At 70.9% G+C, this 19,447-nt stretch carries 18 protein-coding genes; 5 read left to right on the forward strand and 13 right to left on the reverse strand.

Annotation, left to right across the window (positions count from 1 at the left end):
- Positions 1–70: 70 nt before the first annotated feature.
- The 13 genes from MON03_RS10840 to MON03_RS10900 form a co-directional block, all read right to left on the reverse strand.
- Positions 71–1,006 (reverse strand): hypothetical protein, encoded by a 936-nt coding sequence (locus tag MON03_RS10840; RefSeq protein WP_242088368.1) that lies wholly within the window; start codon positions 1,004–1,006, stop codon positions 71–73.
- A gap of 190 nt (positions 1,007–1,196) precedes the next feature.
- Positions 1,197–2,861 carry a phospho-sugar mutase gene (locus tag MON03_RS10845; protein WP_242088370.1) on the reverse strand — a complete coding sequence of 555 codons (1,665 nt, stop codon included), beginning with the start codon at positions 2,859–2,861 and terminating at the stop codon, positions 1,197–1,199.
- Complete coding sequence (locus tag MON03_RS10850) at positions 2,858–3,721, reverse strand: purine-nucleoside phosphorylase (RefSeq protein ID WP_022902667.1); 864 nt, start codon at positions 3,719–3,721, stop codon at positions 2,858–2,860. The genes MON03_RS10845 and MON03_RS10850 overlap by 4 nt, the downstream gene beginning before the upstream one ends.
- 110 nt (positions 3,722–3,831) lie before the next feature.
- On the reverse strand, positions 3,832–4,110 hold the full coding sequence (locus MON03_RS10855) for a PTS sugar transporter subunit IIB (protein ID WP_022902668.1): 279 nt from the start codon (positions 4,108–4,110) through the stop codon (positions 3,832–3,834).
- Positions 4,107–4,643 (reverse strand): PTS sugar transporter subunit IIA, encoded by a 537-nt coding sequence (locus tag MON03_RS10860; protein WP_350355051.1) that lies wholly within the window; start codon positions 4,641–4,643, stop codon positions 4,107–4,109. Before MON03_RS10860 ends, MON03_RS10855 begins: the two co-directional genes overlap by 4 nt.
- Before the next feature lie 3 nt (positions 4,644–4,646).
- A complete protein-coding gene (locus MON03_RS10865; RefSeq protein WP_242088372.1) occupies positions 4,647–5,759 on the reverse strand; it encodes an adenosine deaminase in 1,113 nt (370 codons plus the stop codon).
- A 120-nt stretch (positions 5,760–5,879) separates the two neighbouring features.
- Positions 5,880–7,178 (reverse strand): thymidine phosphorylase, encoded by a 1,299-nt coding sequence (locus tag MON03_RS10870; protein ID WP_242088374.1) that lies wholly within the window; start codon positions 7,176–7,178, stop codon positions 5,880–5,882.
- A 6-nt stretch (positions 7,179–7,184) separates the two neighbouring features.
- Positions 7,185–7,679, reverse strand: a complete 495-nt coding sequence (locus MON03_RS10875) for a cytidine deaminase (protein WP_277927216.1) — start codon at positions 7,677–7,679, stop codon at positions 7,185–7,187.
- 19 nt (positions 7,680–7,698) lie between these two features.
- Entirely contained in the window at positions 7,699–8,991 is a 1,293-nt protein-coding gene (locus tag MON03_RS10880) for an ABC transporter permease (RefSeq protein ID WP_372378918.1), read from the reverse strand.
- Entirely contained in the window at positions 8,988–10,235 is a 1,248-nt protein-coding gene (locus MON03_RS10885; RefSeq protein WP_083882173.1) for an ABC transporter permease, read from the reverse strand. The genes MON03_RS10880 and MON03_RS10885 overlap by 4 nt, the downstream gene beginning before the upstream one ends.
- Before the next feature lie 158 nt (positions 10,236–10,393).
- Positions 10,394–11,914 (reverse strand): ABC transporter ATP-binding protein, encoded by a 1,521-nt coding sequence (locus MON03_RS10890; protein WP_242088376.1) that lies wholly within the window; start codon positions 11,912–11,914, stop codon positions 10,394–10,396.
- 120 nt (positions 11,915–12,034) lie between these two features.
- The gene (locus MON03_RS10895) at positions 12,035–13,108 is read right to left on the reverse strand and encodes a BMP family lipoprotein (protein WP_175329403.1); all 1,074 of its coding nucleotides are present in this window, start codon (positions 13,106–13,108) and stop codon (positions 12,035–12,037) included.
- A 210-nt stretch (positions 13,109–13,318) separates the two neighbouring features.
- Complete coding sequence (locus MON03_RS10900) at positions 13,319–14,434, reverse strand: mannose-1-phosphate guanylyltransferase (protein WP_242088377.1); 1,116 nt, start codon at positions 14,432–14,434, stop codon at positions 13,319–13,321.
- Between the two features lie 161 nt (positions 14,435–14,595).
- On the opposite strand from MON03_RS10900, the gene MON03_RS10905 reads away from it, so the two are divergent.
- The 5 genes from MON03_RS10905 (at position 14,596) to MON03_RS10925 (ending at position 19,443) form a co-directional block, all read left to right on the forward strand.
- Entirely contained in the window at positions 14,596–15,834 is a 1,239-nt protein-coding gene (locus tag MON03_RS10905; RefSeq protein WP_242088378.1) for a glycosyltransferase family 4 protein, read from the forward strand.
- Between the two features lie 75 nt (positions 15,835–15,909).
- Entirely contained in the window at positions 15,910–16,359 is a 450-nt protein-coding gene (gene sdhC, locus MON03_RS10910) for a succinate dehydrogenase, cytochrome b556 subunit (protein WP_022904973.1), read from the forward strand.
- A 14-nt stretch (positions 16,360–16,373) separates the two neighbouring features.
- On the forward strand, positions 16,374–16,820 hold the full coding sequence (gene sdhD / locus MON03_RS10915; RefSeq protein ID WP_022904972.1) for a succinate dehydrogenase, hydrophobic membrane anchor protein: 447 nt from the start codon (positions 16,374–16,376) through the stop codon (positions 16,818–16,820).
- A 41-nt stretch (positions 16,821–16,861) separates the two neighbouring features.
- A complete protein-coding gene (sdhA, locus tag MON03_RS10920; protein ID WP_022904971.1) occupies positions 16,862–18,670 on the forward strand; it encodes a succinate dehydrogenase flavoprotein subunit in 1,809 nt (602 codons plus the stop codon).
- A complete protein-coding gene (locus MON03_RS10925) occupies positions 18,670–19,443 on the forward strand; it encodes a succinate dehydrogenase iron-sulfur subunit (RefSeq protein WP_242088379.1) in 774 nt (257 codons plus the stop codon). The genes sdhA and MON03_RS10925 overlap by 1 nt, the downstream gene beginning before the upstream one ends.
- The last annotated feature ends 4 nt before the right edge of the window (positions 19,444–19,447 follow it).

The following is a 19,447-nucleotide window of genomic DNA, read 5'->3' on the forward strand; positions in this document are numbered from 1 at the left end:
GAACCACGAAAGCGACGTCAAACCAAGCCCGCGAGCTGGTTCGACGTCGCTTTCGTGGTTCGTCGTGGCGTCACCAGGGCAGCGTCGCGGTGATCCCACGAGCGATGGGCAAGCCGGCGGCCGCGAGCATCGCCGGGAATCGACCTCCGGGCATCACGTCGCGCCAGATCGGCCGGACGACGTGCCGGACGTCAGGCACCGCGCGCAGGCGGTCCTCGCGCAGCTTCTCGTCGACGACGACTTCTTCCGCCGATCGGCGGTTCCGGAGCGACGCGTCGCGGTACTTGGCCAGCCCGTCGAACTCGACGACGACTCCGTGTTCGGGGAACCAGAAGTCGACGCGCCCGATCGTTCCGGAGGCGTCCCGGAACACATGCTGCTGCAACGGAGCTGGCAGTCCGAGGTCGTGCATGGCCAGTTGGGTGATGCTCTCCCCAGCGGACTCCGACAACGGCGACGCCAGCGTGAGGATCTCGCGAAGCCGGCGGCTCGCCCGCACGTGCTCGCGGGCGTCCGCTCGTGCGGTGAGCAGGTCCTTCGGCCACCCGCGGCGGAGGACCGCATCAGCCACCATCAGCGCCCGACCGCGGTCGTAGCGGAGCGCGACGTCCACTGCTGTCGTGGCCGGGTCCGTGACGTCGATGCCGTCCACCGCGATCGTGTCCCACCGACGGCCGATGCCTCCGGCCTTGTCAGCGAACCGCGTGCGCTGCGCCGTGGTCCGAGCGGGGTCGAGCAACGTCACCCGTTCAGGGAGCGGCAGGATCCATGGCAACCGGTGGACGATGACCGCCGAAGCGTGCGACACGGTGCACCGCGGCGACCGCAGCTGCACGGCCGAGGCCCGTGCGATGTGCCGATCCCACTCCGTTGCGGCTTCCCACTCCGACCGCGTGACGAACACGCCGTGGGCGACCCGGACCAGGGCCCCGCGCCGGAGGTCTCGCTGTTGTCGTCGAGCTACAGCCGGGTCTGTGTGGGCGACGACGAGGTGCGGGACGGTCACGGGCCCATCGTGTGCCGTGTCCGAGCCACACACTGCGTCGGGCGCATGCGGTGTGGAGAACGCTCCGCCGCGACGTCGTGTGGAGGAAGCGCACCAAACCACGAATCCGACGTCGAACCATGCTGCGATGCTGGTTCGACGTCGGATTCGTGGTTCGACGACGCGGGGGCGCCGGGAGCGCGCCCGTGGCCTACGACACGAGGGGGCGCACGGCGTCGGCGAGGGCGTCGACGAGCGCCCGGGCCTCGCTCGGCGTCGCGGCGACGGTGTCGATGTAGACCTTCACCTTCGGCTCGGTGCCGCTCGGCCGCACGATCACGCGGGCGTCGCCCTCGAGGTCGTACCGGAGGATGTCCGACGGCGGGAACCCGTCCACGCCCTCCGCGTAGTCGGTCACGGACCGCACGGCGACGGGGCCGAGCGACGCTGGCGGGTCCGAACGGAGCGCCGCCATGATCGTGCCGATCCGCGACAGGTCCTCGACGCGTGTCGCCACCTGCCCGGACGCGAACGCCCCGAACTCCGCGGCGAAGGCGTCCAGCCGGTCGGCGACGGTCTGCCCCGACGCGGCGAGCGTCGTCGCGAGGTCGAGCAACGCCACCGCGGCGGAGATGCCGTCCTTGTCGCGGACGACGTCCGGGTCGACCAGGTAGCCCAGGGCTTCCTCGTACCCGAACACCAGCTCGGGGACCCGCGAGACCCACTTGAAGCCGGTCAGCGTGTCCCGGTAGGCCAGACCGTGGCGCTCGGCGACCCGGGCGAGCGCCGGCGACGAGACGATCGACGCAGCGAGGGTGCCACCCCGCCCGTCCGACGAAGCCCGGGCGGCCGCCTGCCAGCCGAGGAGCCACCCGACCTCGTTCCCCGACAGTCGGCGGAAGGATCCGGAACCGTCCGGGATCGCCAGCGCGAGCCGGTCGGCGTCCGGGTCGTTCGCGATGACGAGGTCGGCGTCGATCGCGGTCCCCCGCGCGATCGCGAGGTCCATCGCGCCCGGCTCCTCGGGGTTCGGGAAGGAGACGGTCGGGAAGGCGCCGTCGGGGTCGATCTGCTCCGGGACCGTGGTCGGTTCCGCGAACCCGGCGCGCAGGAAGACGGCGCGAGCGGTCTCCCACCCGACACCGTGCATGGCCGTGTAGACCACCTTCGGCTGCTGGTCGACCGGTAGCCCGGCCGCGGGCACCGTCGCCGCCGTGGCGGCGACGTACGCCTCGAGGAGCGCGTCGTCAGCGACCGTGTAGTCGGTCCCACGGGCCAGGTCGGTGATGGACCCCGCCGCGACCGCGTCGATGGCCGCAGCGATCGTGCCGTCGACCGGCGGCACGATCTGGGAGCCCTCGTCGTCCTCGCCGAGGTACACCTTGTACCCGTTGTCCCGCGGCGGGTTGTGGCTGGCCGTCACCATGACGCCGGCGCCGACCCCGAGGTGCCGCACCGCGAACGCCAGCACGGGTGTCGGCAGCGCGGACGGCAGCAGCGTCACCTCGAGCCCGAGGCCACGCATGACCTCGGCGGAGTCGCGGGCGAAGACGTCGGAGTTCACGCGGCCGTCGTAGCCGATGACGACGCTCCGCGATCGGCCGGTGTCGACGAGGAACCGTGCGAGCCCGGCGGCGGCCTGCGAAACGACCACGCGGTTCATCCGCAGCGGCCCGTAGCCGAGTTCGGCCCGGAGACCGGCGGTCCCGAAGGCGAGGCGCCCCGCGAAGCGGTCCGCGAGTTCCTGCACGGCAGGACCGTCACCGCTCGCCGCGGCCTCGATGGCGGCGTCGAGCTCGGCGCGGGTCTGCTCATCGGGGTCCTGGGCGGACCAGGCACGTGCGGTGACGACGACTCCGTCGACGTCGAGCTTCACAGCGCCGGACCGTCCGTGGCGTCGGACGACGAGCCGATCGCCGCCACGACACGGGCGAGCAGGTCCGCGATGCGGGGCTCGGCCTCACGACCGGCCTCGAGCACCTCGGCGTGCGAGAGCGGGGTCTTCTGGATGCCCGCGGCGAGGTTCGTGATGAGGGAGAACCCGAGGACCTCCATGCCGGCCTGCCGTGCCGCGATCGCCTCGAGCGCCGTCGACATGCCGACGATGTGACCGCCGATCGCCTTGGCCATCTGCACCTCGGCCGGGGTCTCGTAGTGCGGCCCGCGGAACTGCGTGTACACGCCCTCGTCCAGCGACGGGTCAACACCACGGGCGACCGCACGCAGCCGCGACGAGTACAGGTCGGTGAGGTCGACGAACGTCGCGCCCTCGAGCGGGCTGTCGGCGGTCAGGTTGATGTGGTCGCTGATGAGCACGGGAGTGCCCGGCGTCCAGTGCTCCTTGATGCCGCCGGCGCCGTTCGTGAGGATCATCACCGAGGCCCCGGCTGCCGCGGCGGTGCGGACGCTGTGCACGACGCGACGGACGCCGTGGCCCTCGTAGTAGTGCGTCCGGGCGCCGATGACGAGCGCGTGCCGTCCGTCGGGCAGCGCGATCGAGCGCACCGTGCCGGAGTGCCCGGGCACGGCCGAGGCGCTGAAGCCCGGGACCTCGGCTGCGGGGATCTCGGAGACCGTCTCACCGATGATGTCGGCGGCCTTGCCCCATCCGGATCCGAGGGTGAGGGCGATGTCGTGCCGCTCGATCCCCGACTTCGACGCGATGACGTCGGCGGCGGCGCGTGCGACCTCGAACGGGTCGGCGGCGGGGTCGTTCAGCGGGTTGTCCGTGCTCATGCCCCGATCCTAGGGCGCGCCGACAGGACGCCGAGCGCGCACACGCGCGCGCCCGCACACGGCGAGCGTGCACACACGCGCGCGCCCGCACACGGCGAGCCCAGCGCCGCTCAGTGCTCCCCGAGTGCCCGGTCCACCGCCGCCGTGATCTCGCCCTGGTCGAAGTGGTTCCGGATCACGATGACCTCGGCGTAGGTGTCGCCGATCGCCTCGACGAACTCCTGGCTCGTCAGGATCACGTTGGCGTCCTCGGCCACCGACCGGACGGACGCCACGTCGGCGGCGACGACGGACGCGCTGAGTCCGAGCGTCGCCAGGGCCTTCTCGGCGTTCACCTTGAGGATCCCGCTCGACCCGATGCCCGCACCGCAGATCGTCACGATCTTCACGAGTCGGCCCCCGCGGCCCCCGCGGCCCCGGACGACTCCGCCCCCGCGGCCCCCGCGTCCCCGGACGACTCCGCCCCCGCGGCCCCGGACGCAGCGATCCCGAGGATCGCGCGGACCTCCGCGGCGGACGCCGCCGACGCCAGCCGGGTCGTGACCGTCGGGTCGTTGAACGTGTTCGCGATCTCGCCGATCGACTCCAGGTGCGTCCCGACCTCGGCGACCGCCAACCCGAGCACCACCCGGACCGGGTCGTTGTGCGGGTGGCCGAACGCGACCGGCTCCGCGAGCGTCACGACCGCGAGGCCGTCCCGCAGCACGGCTGCCCCCGGTCGGGCGTGCGCGAACGCGAGCCCCGGTGAGATGACGATGTACGGGCCGTGCTCCTCGACCATGTCGACCATGGCGGCGGTGTACGGTTCCGTGGTCGCGCCGGAGGCGACGAGCGCACCACCGGCGATCCGGAGCGCCTCGCGCCACGACGACGCGGACGCGCCGAGCACGACGGCGTCGTCGGGGAGCGGTGGGAGCGGCACGACCTAGGCCTCCTGGTGTCCGGCGGTGATGGTGGCGATGATCTCCTCGCGGTCCTCGAGGGGCAGGAAGGAGCCGAGCGCGGCGTTGATCTGGAACGCCGCGAGGTCGTCGAGGTCGTAGCCGAACGTGCCGGCGAGCAGCGCGAGCTCCTTCGACAACGAGGTGTTGCTCATCAGCCGGTTGTCGGTGTTCACGGTGACCCGGAAGCCGAGCTGGTAGAGCACGTCGAACGGGTGGTCGGCGAGCTCGTCGCCCCACGCGGCGATCGCACCGGTCTGCAGGTTCGACGAGGGCGCGACCTCGAGCGGGACCTCGCGGTCGCGAACCCACGACGCGACCTCGCCCAGCGTCGCCAGGGTGGAGCCGTCGCCCGCGTCGGAGAGCGCGATGTCCTCGAAGATGCGGACACCGTGCCCGAGCCGGAGCGCCCGACCGTCGACGAGCGCCGACCGGATCGAGGCGAGCCCGTCGGCTTCGCCCGCGTGCACGGTGACGGGGAAGAGCTGCGTCGCGAGCCAGTCGAACGCCGCACGGTGGTTCGCCGGCGGGAACCCTGCCTCGGCCCCGGCGATGTCGAACCCGACGACACCGCGGTCACGGTGCCGGACCGCGAGCTCGGCGATCTCCTGCGCCCGGTCGGCGTGCCGCATCGCGGTGACGAGCTGCCCGACCCGGATCGTGCCGCCGGCCGCGTCGACCGCTTCCTCGATGCCGGCCTGCACCGCCTCGACCGTCTGGTCGAGCGTCAGCCCACCCTGCAGGTGCTGTTCGGGCGCCCAGCGGATCTCGCCGTAGACGACGCCGTCCGCGACGAGGTCCTCGACGAACTCCTTCGCGACGCGGTGCAGCTGCGGGGCGGTCTGCATCACCGAGGTGGTGACGTCGAACGTCTTGAGGTACTCGACGAGCGAGCCCGAGTTCGACTGGTCGGCGAACCACTGACCGAGCGCATCGGCATCGGTGGTCGGCAGCGCCACCCCGGACGAGTCCGCCAGCTCGACGATCGTCGCCGGCCGCAGCCCCCCGTCGAGGTGGTCGTGCAGCGAGACCTTCGGCAGGTCGTTGATGACCGCTCCGGCGTCGGGCAGGCGGTAGGTCGTGGCGTCGGCGCTCATGCGCTCCAGGCTATCGGTGGTCACCGACCCTGCGCCGTGCCCTGTGCACAACAGCCGGGTGGACCGACTGGAGGCTCCCCACAGGCACGTGGGGAGCCTCCGGTCGGCCGGACGGTCACCTCAGCCGGTGATGCGCTCCCGCACGATCGGACCGCGGACGGCCGCGGCGGAGTCGGCCGGTCCGATCGCCCACGCACCGTCGAGCGACTCGAGCGCCCGGTCGAACCGGTCCGGCTCGTCGGTGTGCAGCGTCCAGAGCGGCTGGCCCTCGGTGACGGTGTCGCCCGGCTTGACGTGCAGCTCGATGCCGGCCCCCGCCTGGACCGGGTCCTGCGCACGGGCTCGGCCGGCGCCCAGACGCCAGGCCGCGACGCCGAACGGCAGGGCCTCCTGCGAGACGAGCACGCCCGACTCGGGCGCGGTGACGACGTGCTGCTCGCGGGCGACCGGCAGCGCGGCCGCGGGGTCGCCGCCCTGCGCGGCGATCATCCGGCGCCAGGTGTCCATCGCCCGACCGTCCGCGAGCGCCGCGGCCGGGTCCGCGTCCGGCAGGCCGGCGAGCGTGAGCATCTCGGTCGCCAGCGCGACGGTGAGCTCCACGACGTCGGCCGGGCCCCCGCCCTCCAGCACCTCGACGGACTCCCGGACCTCGAGCGCGTTGCCGATCGTCAGTCCGAGCGGGACCTCCATGTCGGTCAGGAGCGCCGAGGTCGCCACGCCGGCGTCGTTCCCGAGGTCGACCATCGTCTGCGCGAGCTCCTTCGACGCCTCGTACGTCGGCATGAAGGCACCCGACCCGAACTTCACGTCGAGCACGAGCGCCCCGGTGCCCTCGGCGATCTTCTTCGACATGATGCTCGACGCGATGAGCGGGATGCACTCGACCGTGCCGGTGATGTCCCGGAGCGCGTAGAGCTTCTTGTCCGCGGGCGCCAGACCCGATCCGGCGGCGCAGATGACCGCGCCGACGTCGTCCAGGATCTCGAGGAGACGCGAGTTCGACAGCGCGGCCTGCCACCCCGGGATGGACTCGAGCTTGTCGAGCGTCCCGCCCGTGTGACCGAGGCCGCGCCCGGAGAGCTGCGGGACGGCAACGCCGAACGAGGCGACGAGGGGCGCCAGCGGCAGCGTGATCTTGTCGCCGACACCGCCCGTGGAGTGCTTGTCCACGGTCGTCTTGCCGAGCGCGTCGAACGACATCCGCTCCCCCGACGCGATCATCGCGAGCGTGAGGTCCTTGATCTCCCGCCGCTCCATGCCGTTGAGGAAGATCGCCATCGCGAGGGCCGCCATCTGCGGGTCCTCGACGTAGCCGCGCGTGTAGGCGTCGACGAGCCAGTCGATCTCAGCGGTCCCGAGGGCGTCCCCGGAACGCTTGGTGCGGATGAGGTCGACGGTGTCGAAGGGCTCGATGGCCATGTGTGATCAGTGCTCCTGCTGGTACGTGACGAGGGTCCGCGGCCCGAAGGCGTCGGGGAGGACCTCGTCGATGGTGCGGATGCCGGAGACGGTCTCGAGGAGCATCCCCTCGGCCGAGTGCTCGAACAGCAGCTGCCGGCACCGGCCGCACGGCATGAGGGTCGCCCCGTCGCCGTCGACGCACGTGAACGCGACGAGCTTGCCGCCGCCGGTCATGTGCAGCTGCGAGACGAGCGAGCACTCCGCGCAGAGCGTCACGCCGTAGGACGCGTTCTCGACGTTGCAGCCGGAGACGACGCGGCCGTCGTCGGTGAGCGCCGCGGCGCCCACCGGGAACGACGAGTACGGCGCGTACGCGTGCCGCATGGCGGCCGTGGCCGCGTCCCGCAGGGCGCTCCAGTCGACGTCGACGGACGCGGTTTCGGACTGGAGGCCCGGGGCGGCGTCCGCCCCGTCGGCCGCGGTGACCCCCTGGTCACCGGATGCGTTCGTGTGGGTCATGTGCCGTGCCTCCAGGCCGTCAGCTCTTGATGTAGGGCTTGCCGGCCGCGGCGGGACCGCGCACCTGCCCGACCAGGCCGGCGACCGCGAGGATCGTGACGACGTAGGGCAGCATGAGCAGGAACTCGCTCGGCACCGGCGACCCCTGGACGACGCTCAGCGCGTTCTGCAGGTTCGAGGCGAAGCCGAACAACAGTGCTGCGAGCGTCGCGCGGATCGGGTCCCAGCGGCCGAAGATGACGGCGGCCAGGGCGATGTAGCCCGCGCCGGCGGTCATGTCCTTCGTGAAGCCGCCGACCGCGTCGAGCGTGAAGTACGCGCCGCCGAGGCCGGCGATCGCGCCGGCCAGCGAGACGTTCCAGAACCGGGTCCGGTTGACGTTGATGCCGACCGTGTCCGCGGCCTGCGGGTGCTCGCCGACCGAGCGGAGGCGGAGGCCCCAGCGCGTCTTGAACAGGCAGAACGTGACGACCGCGACGGCGACGTACGCCAGGTACACGACGACGGTCTGCTCGAAGAAGATCGGGCCGATGACCGGGATCTGGTGCAGCAGCGGGATCTCGAACTTCGGGAAGCGGAGGCCCGAGTTCAGCGTCGCCTCGTTCGGGGAGAGCACCTGCGAGTACAGGAACCCGGTGAGGCCGGAGATGAACGCGTTGATGACGACACCCACGATGACCTGGTCGACCAGGTACTTGATGCTGAACGCCGCGAGGATGAACGACACGAGCACACCGGCCACGACCGCGCCGACGAGGCCGGCCCACGGCGTGCCCGTCACCGACGCCACGAGCGCCGAGGTGAACGCACCGGCGAGGAACTGGCCCTCGATGGCGATGTTGACGACACCGACCCGCTCCGAGATGACCCCGCCGAGCGCACCGAACACGAGCGGGACGCTCAGCCCGAGTGCACCGACGAGCATGCCGGGGATCGTGATCGAGTCACCGGCGACCGCCCAGGCGAGGAAGCCCACGACGAACACGATCGCGAAGAGCGCGGTCACCCAGAGCCGGACCCGTCGGCCCGCACGGGTCTCGACGACCGCGTAGACCGTCGCGAGCGCGAGCAGCACGATGACGACGACCCCCGTGGCGGTCGACGGCAGCGGCAGGTTCGGCAGCGCGAAGAAGTCGCCCTTGGACGACAGACGGAACGTCGCCGTCCCGGGACGGTGGGCGAGCCCGAAGAGCAGCAGCGCGATGACGGTGAAGACGCCGTACCCGATCGCGGTCTTCCAGCTCCGGGTGGTCTCGAGGTCGCGGCCCTGGGCGGGCAGTGCGGGGACCGCGGTGGGGGTCATGGTGCTCACGCGGCGACCGCCTTCTTGCTCTGCTTGGTGCGGGTTCGGCGGCGGGCGCCCGGCTGCGGGATCCGGAAGATCGCGCGGACGAGCGGCGGTGCCGCGATGAAGAGGACGATGAGCGCCTGGATGACGCCGACGATGTCGATCGGGATGCCGTTCGCGGCCTGCATGGCGTAGCCGCCGTTCTTCAGGACGCCGAACAGGATCGCGGCCCAGAACACGCCCCACGGCTTCGAGCGCCCGAGGAGCGCGACCGTGATGGCGTCGAAGCCGATGCCGGCGTCGATGTTGGAGGTGAAGCCGCTCGTGACCGCACCCTGCACCTGGTAGGCCCCGGCGATGCCGACGAGCGCACCCGAGATGAGCATGACCCAGATGGTCAACGACGGGACGCTCATGCCGGCGACGCGGGCGGCACGGGGGTTCTCACCGATCGTGCGGAAGCGGAAGCCGAGCGAGGACTTGTTGAGCAGCCACCACACGACGACCACCGCGATGACGGCGACCACGAACCCGAGGTCCACGCCGTACCGCGGGCCGAACAGCTGCGGGAGCACCGAGCTGTCCTTCATCGCGGGCGAGATCGGGTTCGGGCTGCCCTTCGCCTGCAGCAACCCCGGGGTGCGGAGCATGTAGCTGACGAGGTAGAGCCCGACGTAGTTGAGCATGATCGTGAGGACGACTTCGTTGGCGCCGGTGCGGGCCTTGAGGAGACCGACGATCCCGCCCCAGACCGCACCGCCGACGATGCCGGCGATGATCGTCAGCGGGATGTGCACGACCGCGGGCAGGTCGAACGAGAAGCCGACCCAACCGGCCGCGGCGGCGCCCATCAGGATCTGTCCCTGGCCGCCGATGTTGAACAGCCCGGCGCGGAACGACACCGCGATGCCGAGACCGGCGGCGACGAGCGGCACGGCGTAGTCGAGCGAGCGGGTGATCGGGACGATCGCCTGCGCGAACGAGCTCGCACCGAAGTTGACGACCGAGCCCTGGAAGAGCGACGCGTACGCACCGCCGACGGACGAGCCGATGGCCTGGAACGTGTCGGTCGGGCGGGCGAAGAAGTACCCGGCCGCCGTGCGGACGTTCTCGTCGGTGACGGCGATGAGGATGCCGCACGCGACGAGCGCGAGCACGACGGCGAGGACGGTGACGAGCACGGAGCCGTTGACGATGCTCTGCAGCGCGGTGCTCCATCGGTCGCCGCCGCCGGCTCGACGCTCGGAGTCGGTCGCCGAGTCCGTCATGAGGTGCGGGGTCGCCGCCTCCTCCTGCAGACGGTCGTCGGTGACCGGCGCGGTGTCGTGGGGGTCCGGCGCGGTGTTGTGGGGGTCCTGCGCGGTGTCGTGGGGGTCCTGCGCGGTGTCGTGGGGGTCCTGCGCGGTGTTGTGGGGGTCCTGCGCGGTCACGCCGCCAGCTCCGTTCCTTCGGGCAGTTCGCCTGCCATCATGAGGCCGAGGACGTCTCGGGGGGTGTCTGCGGGGACGATGCCGACGATCGCGCCGCGGTACATCACCGCGATCCGGTCGGCCAGGGCCACGACCTCGTCGAGCTCCGTGGAGACGACGATGACCGGGACGCCGGTGTCGCGGGTGGCGACGATGCGCTTGTGCACGAACTCGATCGAGCCGACGTCGATGCCGCGGGTGGGCTGGGCGGCGACGAACAGGCGGAGGTCGCGGCTCAGCTCGCGGGCGAGCACGATCTTCTGCTGGTTGCCGCCGGAGAGCCGGCCCGCCGCGGTGGTGCGGGACGGCGTGCGGATGTCGAACTCGGCGATCTTCTCGTCGGCGAACGCGTCACGCTCGGCACTGCGGATGGTGCCGGCGCGGACGAACTCGGCGTGGTCGGCACGGTCGAGCATGAGGTTCTCGGCGATGGTGAACTCGCCGACGAGTCCGTCCTCCTTGCGGTCCTCGGGCACGAAGCCCACGCCCGCGTCGAGGATCTGCTTGACGCTCCGGCCGGTGACCTCGGCGCCGTCGAGCGTGATGCGCCCGGCGTGGACCGGCTCGAGGCCGAGGAGCGCCTCGGTCAGCTCGGTCTGGCCGTTGCCCTGCACGCCGGCGATCGCGAGGATCTCGCCGCGGTGGACGCTGAACGAGACGTCGTCGACGAGGACGACCCCGGAGGCGTCGGTGACGGTGAGGTGGTCGACCACGAGGGCGTCCTCGCCGCCGGACGCCGGCGTCTTGTCGACGACGAGCGACACCGCGCGACCGACCATGAGCGCCGCGAGCTCGTTGTTCGTCGCGGTGGGCGATGCCTCGCCGACGACCTTCCCGAGCCGGATGACCGTGATGCGGTCCGCGACCTCGCGGACCTCACGCAGCTTGTGCGTGATGAACACGATCGCCGTGCCGGCCTCGCGGAGCTGGCGCATGATCGCCATGAGCTCGTCGGTCTCCTGCGGCGTGAGCACGGCCGTCGGCTCGTCGAACACGAGGACCTTCGCGTCGCGGGAGAGCGCCTTGATGATCTCGACCCGCTGCTGCACGCCGACGGGGAGGTCCTCGACCTTCGCGTCGGGGTCGACGTCGAACCCGAAGCGGTCGGAGATCTCCCTGACCCGTGCCCGGGCGCCGGCGAGGTCGAGCCGACCGCCGAGGGTGGTCTGCTCCTGCCCGAGCATGACGTTCTCGGCGACGGTGAAGACGGGGACGAGCATGAAGTGCTGGTGCACCATGCCGATGCCGGCGCGCATGGCGTCACCGGGTCCGTCGAAGTCCTGGACGACGTCGTCCAGGAGGATCTCGCCCTCGTCGGCCTGGTAGAGGCCGTACAGGACGTTCATGAGGGTGGACTTGCCGGCACCGTTCTCACCGAGGAGGCAGTGGACCTCTCCCGGCTCGACGGTGAGCGAGATGTGGTCGTTGGCGACCAGTGATCCGAACCGCTTGGTGATGCCGCGGAGTTCGAGCTTCATGTCGGGTGCGCAGTTTCTCTCTGTCGAGCGCCCGCGACCGAGGGTCAGCCGTCGGTCGGGCCTCGGTCGTGGGCACGAGAATGCGGGCGGAGGAAGGATCCCCCGCCCGCATCCGCGGTGTTACTTGACGGTCGCGTCGGTCTTGACCGTGATCGAGCCGTCGATGATGCCGGACTTGATCGTGTCGAGCTCGCCCTCGAGGCCGCTGTCGACCTTGGAGGCGTAGTCGTGGAACGGGGCGATGCCGACGCCCTCGTTCTTCAGCGTGCCGACGTACGGCGTGTTCGAGAAGTCGCCCTTGGCGGCTTCCTCGACGACCGTCTTCGTGGCCGGGCGCATGCCCTTCTCGACGGACGTGAACGCGATGTCCTTGTAGCGGGGGTCGGCCTCGTAGAGGTCGCTGTCCGCACCGATCAGGACGGAGCCGTTGTCGGCGTCCTTGATCGCCTCGGCGGCCGACTGGTAGATCGGGCCACCGACGGGGAGGATGACGTCGGCGTCCTGGTCGAGGAGCGTCTGCGCGACGGCCTTGGCCTGCGTGCCGGCCTCGAAGCCACCGGTGAAGGAGCCCTTCTGGCTGTCGACGTCCCAGCCGACGACCTTGACGTCCTTCTTCTTCTGCTCGTTGTAGTACTTCACGCCGTCCGCGAAGCCGTCCATGAAGATGGTGACGGTCGGGATCTGCATGCCGCCGAAGGTGCCGACGACGCCGGACTTCGAGTAGGACGCGGCCGCGTACCCGGCGAGGAACGCCGCCTGCGAGGTGTCGAACGTGATCGGCTTGACGTTCTTCGCCGAGATCGAGTTGTCGTCGATGATCGCGAAGTCGGTGTCGGGGTTCGCGGCGGCCTGCTTCTTCGTGGCGTCGGCGAGGTTGAAGCCGACGGTGACGATGAGCTTGCAGTTCTGGTTGATCAGCTGCTCGATGTTCGAGTCGTAGACCGTCGAGTCCTTGGACTCCGCCGACTTGTAGGTCGCGCCGAGTTCCTTGGCGGCGTCCTGCAGGCCCTCGTAGCCGAGCTGGTTGAACGACTTGTCGTCGAAGCCGCCGGAGTCGGAGACCATGCAGGGACGGAAGTCGGTCTTCTTGGCCGAGGCGTTGTCGGACGGGGCGGCGGAGCAGCCGGCGAGCACGGCGACCGTGCCGACCAGGGCGAGGCCGCTGAGCGCGATCTTGCGGGTGCGGGATGACACTTGGGTGATTCCTCCGGGGGGCGTTGGCCCGGAGCTGCGGTTCCGGGCGATCGTGGTGACAGTACACGACAGTCCGACCGGTACAGAACCCCTTCTGACCCCGCCCGGGATCGGTTACGGGATCGCGACCGCACGGAAACGCGCCCGTAACGCAGGAGCCGCCCGGAACCCATGTTCCGAGCGGCATCAAGCGCTTTTCGTGATGGAGCGCTACAGGACGTCCCCGCGCCCGCTGATCTTCAGTGCGTCCACCACACCCTTGACCCGCTGGGCGTTCGCGCTCGTGGTCACGAGGAGGGCGTCGGGGGTGTCCACGACGACGATGTCCTCGACCCCGATGAGCGAGATGAGGCGCTGGCTGTGCGACACCACGATGCCGCTCGAGGAGTCGGCGAGGATGCGGGCGCCGTCGCCGAGCACGGCGAGGTTGTTCGCGCGGCCGCCGGACTGCAGCTTCGCGAGCGACGCGAAGTCGCCGACGTCGTCCCAGTCGAAGTCGCCCGGCACGACCGCCATCCGCCCGGCGGCGGCAGCGGGCTCGGCCACGGTGTAGTCGATCGCGATCTTCTCGAGCCGCGGCCACACCTCGTCCACGACCGCGCCGCGGGCCGAGGTGTCCCAGGCGTCCGCGAGCTTCTCGAGCCCGGCGAGCAGCGCGGGCTTCGTCCGGCCGATCTCCTCGAGCAGGACGTCGGCCCGCGCGATGAACATGCCGGCGTTCCAGAGGTACGTGCCCTGCTCGAGGTAGGAGCGGGCGGTGTCGAGGTCGGGCTTCTCGACGAAGGACCGGACCGCGTGGGCGGTCGGCGCCCCCTCGATGCCCATGGTGTCGCCGTGGGCGTGGATGTACCCGAAGCCGATCGCCGGCTCGGTGGGCGTGATCCCGATGGTCGTCACGTACCCGGCCCGCGCTGCCGCGACGGCCTCGCGGACGGAACGGCGGAATCCGCGGGCGTCGCCGATCACGTGGTCGGCCGCGAAGGAACCGACCACGACGTCCGGCTCGCGGCGGCGGAGGATCGCGGCGGCGAGGCCGATGGCGGCGGTGGAGTCCTTCGGCTCGCTCTCGAGCACGACGTTGTGGTCGGCCACCCCGGGCAGCTGCGACTCGACTGCCGCCCGGTGCGCACGACCGGTGACGACCATGATCCGCTGGTCGCCCGCGAGGGGCGCGAGACGGTCCCACGTCTGGCGGAGCAGCGAGGTCCCCGAGCCGGTGAGGTCGTGGAGGAACTTCGGGGCGTCGGCCCGTGACAACGGCCAGAGCCGCGATCCGATGCCGCCGGCGGGGATGATCGCGTAGAAGTCCTGGAGCTCGTCTGCCACCCGCTCACCGTACCGGTCCCGGTCCGCGATCCCTGGGCGGCGACCGCACGTTTCCCGCATGCGGTCTCCCGCACCGGCACGTCCTGTTCACCCCCTCCGTGTCCGCCGTTCACACGCAGCGCCCCGACCCGTCACGGCCGCCGCGGAGCATGGGACGCACCATGAGCGCACGCAGCGTGGAGCGCGGCACGTCCCAGCGGACCGTCGCCGTCGTGACCGAGAGCTTCCTGCCCACCCTCAACGGCGTGACCACGAGCGTCATCGCGGTGCTCGACCACCTGCGGCTCCGCGGCCACCGCGCGGTCGTGATCGCCCCGGACACCCCGGGGATCGCCCAGCTCCGGCCGAAGGACCACGTCGAGCGCTTCAACGGCTACGACGTGCACCGCGTGCCCGCGGTCGCGTACCGGCAGTTCCCGGTCGCGCTCCCCCACCCGGTGCTCGACACGATCCTCGCCGCCTCCGGCGCCGACGTGCTCCACGCCGCGAGTCCGTTCCTGTTGGGTGGACGCGCCATCACCGCGGCCGGGAGGCTCGGCATCCCCTCCGTCGCCGTCTTCCAGACCGACGTGGCCGGGTTCGCCCGCCGCAACGGCCTGACCGCGACCGTCCCGCTGGTGCGCAAGATCCTCGGTCGGATCCACGAGGGCGCTTCGCTCACGCTCGCTCCGTCGAGCGCCACCGCGGCGATGCTCGCCGAGGACGGCGTGCCGCGCGTCGCGCGCTGGGGGCGCGGCGTCGACACGACGCTGTTCCACCCCGGGCGCCGCGACGCGGCGCACGTCCGTGCGCTCCGCCGCCGGCTCGCGCCGAACGGCGAGACCATCGTGGGCTACGTGGGCCGCCTCGCACCGGAGAAGGAGGTCGAGCGGCTCGCCGAGCTCGGCGGCCTCCCGGGCATCCGGGTCGTGGTCGCGGGAGGGGGTCCCTCCCGGCCGCTGCTCGAACGACGGCTCCGGCACCTCGACGTGCACTTCACCGGACCGCTGCGCGGCGACGCGCTCGCGGACGCGTACGCGGCCCTCGACGTGTTCGTGCACACGGGTCCGGCCGAGACCTTCGGGCAGACGCTGCAGGAGGCACACGCGAGCGGCCTGCCGGTGGTCGCGCCAGCCTCGGGCGGCCCGGTCGACCTGGTGGCCCCGGGGCTCGACGGCGACCTGTACGACCCGGACGCGCCGCAGGCGCTGCGACAGGCCGTCCTGCGGCTGCACCACGACCGGGCGCTCGCGGCCCGGATGGGGTCCGCCGGCCGGCTCCGGGTCGAGGGCACCACGTGGGAGGCCGTCGGGGACCAGCTGCTCGAGCACCACGACACGGCCCGCACGATCGGCGCGCCGCCCGCCGCGGCGCGGGCGGTCCGGGCACGTTGGCACGAGAGTGTCAGCGCACGCGCATAGGATGGGCGTGTTCCACAGAACACGAACGGCAAGGGCTCGCCGATCGGCGAGCCCGTCCTATGGGAGGACTCGCTCATGGCCGAGCAGACCGCAGGGGGGACGGCGACCGCCGAACCCCGCGTGACGATCGAGGCGCCGCGCGCCTCTCGGACGCCGCAGGGCACCCTGTACCGGGGCTCGACCGGCATGTGGTCCTGGGTCCTGCACCGCATCACCGGTGTCGCGATCTACTTCTTCCTGCTGGTGCACATCCTCGACACGGCGCTCGTGCGGCTCTCGCCCGAGGCCTACAACGCGGTGATCGGCACCTACAAGACCCCGATCATGAACCTCGGTGAGATCGCGCTCGTCATGGCGATCGTGTTCCACGCGTTCAACGGGCTGCGGATCATCCTCGTGGACTTCTGGTCGAAGGGCCCGAAGTACCAGCGCGCGATGTTCTGGGTCGTCATCGTCCTCTGGGCGGTCGCGATCGCGGGCTTCCTGCCGCGCCAGCTGATGAACCTCGTCGCCGACTTCCACTGACCAGGAGCGCACAGATGACCACGCAGACCATCGAACCGCCCCGCAGTGCCGGCGCGGCCCGCCGCACGACCAACTGGGAGAAGTGGGGCTGGATCTACATGCGCGCGTCGGGCGTCCTGCTCGTCGTGCTGATCTTCGGCCACCTGTTCGTGAACATGGTGGCCGGCGAGGGCGTGAAGCAGATCGACTTCGCCTTCGTCGCCGGCAAGTGGGCGAACCCGTTCTGGCAGGTGTGGGACTCGCTGATGCTCGTCCTCGCCCTGGTCCACGGCTCGAACGGCATGCGGACGATCGTGAACGACTACGTGTCCAAGCCGGGCATCCGGAAGACGCTCCTCGTCGCGATCCTCGTCGCGTGCGTCGCGCTCGTCGTCCTCGGCCTGCTCGTCTGCTGGACGTTCGACCCGTGCCCCGCCGGCGCCGCCGCCGCGGACCTGCCGTCGTTCTGCCCGGCCCGCTGACGACGCGCCCTGCCCGCCTACCCCCTGACCGAAAGACCTCCGTGCCCCTGAACACCCAGACCGACATCACGGTCCACCACCACCAGTTCGACATCGTCATCATCGGCGCGGGCGGCGCCGGCATGCGGGCCGCCATCGAGGCCGGACCGAAGGCGAAGACGGCCGTCATCTCGAAGCTCTACCCGACCCGTTCCCACACGGGTGCGGCGCAGGGCGGCATGGCGGCGGCCCTCGCGAACGTCGAAGAGGACTCGTGGGAGTGGCACACGTTCGACACGATCAAGGGCGGCGACTACCTCGTCGACCAGGACGCCGCGGAGATCCTCGCGAAGGAAGCGATCGACGCCGTCATCGACCTCGAGAACATGGGCCTGCCGTTCAACCGCACGCCCGAGGGCAAGATCGACCAGCGACGCTTCGGCGGCCACACCCGCGACCACGGCAAGTCCCCGGTGCGCCGGGCCTGCTACGCCGCGGACCGCACCGGCCACATGATCCTGCAGACGCTGTTCCAGAACTGCGTGAAGCTCGGGGTGAACTTCTTCAACGAGTTCTACGCGCTCGACCTCATCATGGTCGACGTCACCGGCGACGACGGCGTCACCCGGAAGCAGCCGGCCGGCGTCGTCGCGTTCGAGCTCGCGACCGGCGAACTCCACGTCTTCCACGCGAAGGCGATGATCTTCGCGACCGGCGGGTTCGGCAAGATGTTCAAGACCACCTCGAACGCGCACACCCTCACCGGTGACGGCGTCGGCATCGTCTGGCGCACGGGCCTGCCGCTCGAGGACATGGAGTTCTTCCAGTTCCACCCGACCGGGCTCGCGGGCCTCGGCATCCTCCTGACCGAGGGTGCCCGCGGCGAAGGTGCGATCCTCCGCAACGCGTCCGGCGAGCGCTTCATGGAGCGGTACGCGCCGACCATCAAGGACCTCGCACCCCGCGACATCGTCGCCCGGTGCATGGTGCAGGAGGTCGCCGAGGGCCGCGGGGCCGGCCCGAACAAGGACTACGTGCTGCTCGACTGCACGCACCTCGGCGCCGAGGTCCTCGAGACCAAGCTGCCCGACATCACCGAGTTCGCGCGGACCTACCTCGGGGTCGACCCGGTCGTCGAGCCGGTGCCGGTGATGCCGACCGCCCACTACGCGATGGGTGGCATCCCGACCAACGTCAAGGCCGAGGTCCTCTACGACAACACCACGGTCGTCCCCGGGCTCTACGCCGCCGGCGAGTGCGCCTGCGTGTCCGTGCACGGCTCGAACCGCCTCGGTACGAATTCGCTGCTCGACATCAACGTGTTCGGCAAGCGCTCCGGCAACAACGCCGCGGAGTACGTGCAGACCGCCGAGTTCCTCCCGCTACCCGAGCACCCCGAGCAGGGCGTGAAGGACATGCTCGACCAGCTCCGGGCATCCACCGGCACCGAGCGCGTCGCCGCCCTCCGCAAGGAGCTCCAGGAGGAGATGGACCGCAACGCGCAGGTGTTCCGGACCGACGAGTCGCTCGCCAAGGTGACCGAGACCATCCACGAGCTGCGCAACCGGTTCCTGCAGGTCTCCGTGCAGGACAAGGGCAAGCGCTTCAACACCGACCTGCTCGAGGCCGTCGAGCTCGGCTTCCTGCTCGACCTGGCGGAGGTCGTCGTCTACTCCGCCCGCAACCGCAAGGAGAGCCGCGGCGGCCACATGCGCGACGACTACCCGAAGCGCGACGACGAGAACTACATGCAGCACACCATGGCGTACCTGACGGGCGACCCGCACTCGTCACTCGCCGACGACCACATCACGCTCGACTGGAAGCCCGTCGTGGTGACGCGCTACGAGCCGATGGAGAGGAAGTACTGATGACCGACACCCTGGTCTCCGACGCCCCCCGCACCCAGACCGTGCAGGACGCCCCTCCCGGATCCTTCCCCGTCACGATCATCGTCCGCCGGTTCGACCCGGACGTCGACGACGAGCCGCGCTGGCAGGACTTCGACGTGATGATGCTGCCGACCGACCGCATCCTCGACGCGCTGCACCAGATCAAGTGGGAGCAGGACGGTTCCCTGACGTTCCGGCGCTCCTGCGCCCACGGCGTCTGCGGGTCGGACGCGATGCGCATCAACGGCCGCAACCGCCTCGCGTGCAAGACCCTCATCAAGGACCTCGACGTGTCGAAGCCGATCTACGTCGAGGCGATCAAGGGCCTGCCGCTCGAGAAGGACCTCGTCGTCGACATGGAGCCCTTCTTCGCGTCCTTCCGCGAGGTGCAGCCGTTCCTGCAGGCGTCCTCCGCGCCCGAGAAGGGCAAGGAGCGCGTCCAGTCCGTCGCCGACCGTGCCCGCTTCGACGACACCACGAAGTGCATCCTCTGCGCCGCGTGCACCTCGTCGTGCCCGGTCTTCTGGACGGACGGGCAGTACTTCGGCCCCGCCGCGATCGTGAACGCGCACCGCTTCATCTTCGACTCGCGCGACGACGCAGCCGACGTCCGCCTCGACATCCTGAACGACAAGGAAGGCGTCTGGCGCTGCCGCACCACCTTCAACTGCACCGACGCCTGCCCGCGCGGCATCCAGGTCACGAAGGCGATCTCGGAGGTCAAGCAGGCGATCATGCGGGGGAAGGCATAGGTCG

Origin of the sequence: Curtobacterium sp. DN_7.5 (genome assembly GCF_022655355.1) — a bacterium.
GTDB classification, from domain to species: Bacteria; Actinomycetota; Actinomycetes; order Actinomycetales; family Microbacteriaceae; genus Curtobacterium; species Curtobacterium luteum.